Origin of the sequence: Helicobacter magdeburgensis, assembly GCF_000765825.2 — a bacterium.
GTDB lineage: Bacteria > Campylobacterota > Campylobacteria > Campylobacterales > Helicobacteraceae > Helicobacter_C > Helicobacter_C magdeburgensis.
Genome location: NZ_JRPE02000034.1, coordinates 1 through 2,857 on the forward strand (window position 1 = coordinate 1; position 2,857 = coordinate 2,857).

The window sequence follows — 2,857 nt, forward strand, 5'->3', positions numbered from 1 at the left end:
CTTGTATTCTATCATAAAATCATCCTTTTTCTCCATTTGAATCCAAATCATAGTTTCTGCTATAATCTCACTAAATAAATCTAAAAACATAGAAAGGAGCTAAAAATGGGTTTTGGAGATTTTGCAATGGGATACTTAGTAGGACAAAGTTTTAGTGGTCCAAATCATATTCCAGATGGCAATACACCTTATAGTGAATGGAGTAGCCAAGCTAAAAAGGATTGGGACAAGAAGTGTGATGAAGCATATTGGAGAGCTTGGGATAGGGCGTTTAAGAAAGAAGGTATTAGGAGGTTGAGAGCACATGAAAAGGATTTAAGTTTCCTTACTTTTAGGGGCGAAAAGCTCTATCCACACATTTCTCAAGATAAAGAAGCAGATTTATTTGAAAGTGGAGAAGTTAGATTTATTGTCTTTCAAAATCCATCTCTTAGAAGTTTTATTTGGGACGATGCAAATAGAGAAGAAGCACAAAATCCAAATTATTTAGAGCTACAAAAACTTAACAAGCAAGATATTGAGTCTGGAAGAAGTTTTCGGGTTATTTAAGTTTTCTCAATTTAACGGGCTAATTTTATTGTTTGTGCGTAGTGACACAATGATTAAGCGTGTTTGAAGTAAAACACGCTAGGATTCCAAGTCTGAGTTGTGATTTTTCAACTATGTGATAAGGAGTAAATATGTCTCAAGATTCAAGCAAAGGTAATGGGATAAAAGTGGTAAAACAACAGCTAATACCAAACAATAATAAGCAATCGTTGCTTCAGTTGTTTTGGAGCTTTTACATAAAGCAAAAAAGTCCAATAAAACTTTCTCAAATGCTAGATAAATATAGCAGAAAAGATATTGAAGCGTGTCTTAAAGATATTAAATTATTAAAATATAATATCAAAACTACAGAATTGGAGCCAAATTTAGATTATCTCAATAAAATATTCACAAATGTTTTGGCTAAACATCCAAACATAAATCCCTTTGAAATACCAGCAACTTTTATTAGAGAAACACATTATGGTCAAAAATGTGATGAAAGCTTAAAGTCATTTTTTTCTTTTAAGTGCCAACAAAAAATATTCTTAGAATCGTTGGGTGATATTTTTATTAGGAGAAAAGATGACTTATATATGTTTAAGCCACTTTATGATGAAAGAAATTATTTGCTTGCATTATTTTGGGAAACTTTTGATAAAAATATTGGCTATACGAGTTTTACAACAATGACAAAACACAAGAAGTTTGCGATAACTACGAGTGATCTGCAAAATAAATTTAGGAAGCATCATTTCTCGTTCATAGCAACCAAGAATGGTTTGGAGCTCCATCTTTTGATAGAGAATATAAAAAACCAAATTGTGTCTTGCACAAAGGAGAAAGAAGTACAAGATATACCGCATGAAAAAATTAAACAAATACGCATAGATGGGTTGAGTTTTGAGGAATATTATGGGGCAAATGCAAAAGACATATTGGCTGCAATAAGAGTTATGCAGATAAAAATAGATCAGAAGTCAGCGGCTAAGGAGATGCAATCAAAACAAAAAGTACTAAATACGAGTACGGCTGTAGAAAACTGTCAAGGATGGTCGCTTGAGGACATAGTAAGACTTAATTTGAGTATAAAAAATTTTATCATTAACAATATAGACAACAAAAGCATTGTTGATAGGACAGGATATGTTTCGCTTGAGATATTGCATAAAAATTGCCTAAGCAATGAAGAAAGCATAAAAGGAATACAGGATGTAGATAGATTAATAGAAGTTATTAGGGACACACCATCTATTAAAAAAGAAGGTTATAGGTATGGGTATAAAACGGATGATGATGGCAACAAACAAATTAGGTTCTCTAATCTTTTATTTTTGCTCGACAATAAAAAGAAAAAAGAACCATTTGTGTGGTTATTAGAAAGTATGAAGGAAATAAAGCTTAAGGAAAAAATTTTAGAAGAGAATTGGGACAAGGAGGATTCTCCTGATGGTATATTGTCTAAATACATAAGAGAATATTTTGATTGTGCCACCTATGGAGGATACTTGCATTATGATGGAGATTCTGTCGCTACATCAAAAACAATTATATTTAATACAGGATTAATTTTGAGAGATAATTATCAGGATATGTTTTTTATTTTCCGAAGAAAAACAGTTAATTCAACTTTCTTTATTCAAGTTTCTGATGATTTAGATTTGCCAGATGGATTTATGGCAAAAGATATTCGTCCTATTAAGTTTTTTTCAGAATTAAATGATGTGATACTTGAAACCAGCCTTGTTGAATTAAGCAAGACTCATTATGAGCATATACTAAAAGGGAGGTCAGAACGATTTCCAAAAGAAATACAGGAATTATATGAAGGCAGATATATAGACTTTAGAAACAGACTAAAAGAAGAAATAGGACTTTCTCTTACAAAGTGTAGAAGAGATTATCGTTTTGCACTTCCACAAATTTATTTTGGAGATGTAGGGTTTTTGTTACCTATATACTTTGAAGAGCAGCGAGATAAAAGCAAACCAGCAGTGCTTTTAGGCATTACAAAGGTTAAGACAAGAGGGGAGCGAAAAGGGCAAAAATATTATTATAAAATAAGAACTTGTCTTACTCCAGAAATGGCGTATGCCAATGCACGAATTATTGCCAAGCCAGATAACAACTGGCTAAAATAGTTGTTGGCTATCATTATCTTCCCGGCATCACCCCATTCTCAACAACCCCTCCAGCATCGCCACCAAGCTCTTTATCCACATGTTTTCTAGCTTGTGGGCTTAAAGCATTAAGCTGCCTATTTAAGCTTGCCTCTGTTGCTAGTCCTTTATTATAGGCTTTGCGTGCTTTTTCCATAGCCATTCTTGCA

The 2,857-nt window shown here is 32.8% G+C and carries 2 protein-coding genes; both read left to right on the forward strand.

Annotation, left to right across the window (positions count from 1 at the left end):
• The first annotated feature begins 105 nt into the window (after positions 1 to 105).
• Positions 106 to 549 (forward strand): hypothetical protein, encoded by a 444-nt coding sequence (locus tag LS74_RS10655; protein WP_052086506.1) that lies wholly within the window; start codon positions 106 to 108, stop codon positions 547 to 549.
• A 131-nt stretch (positions 550 to 680) separates the two neighbouring features.
• Positions 681 to 2,669, forward strand: a complete 1,989-nt coding sequence (locus LS74_RS10660) for a DUF3825 domain-containing protein (RefSeq protein WP_034589396.1) — start codon at positions 681 to 683, stop codon at positions 2,667 to 2,669.
• Positions 2,670 to 2,857: the final 188 nt, after the last annotated feature.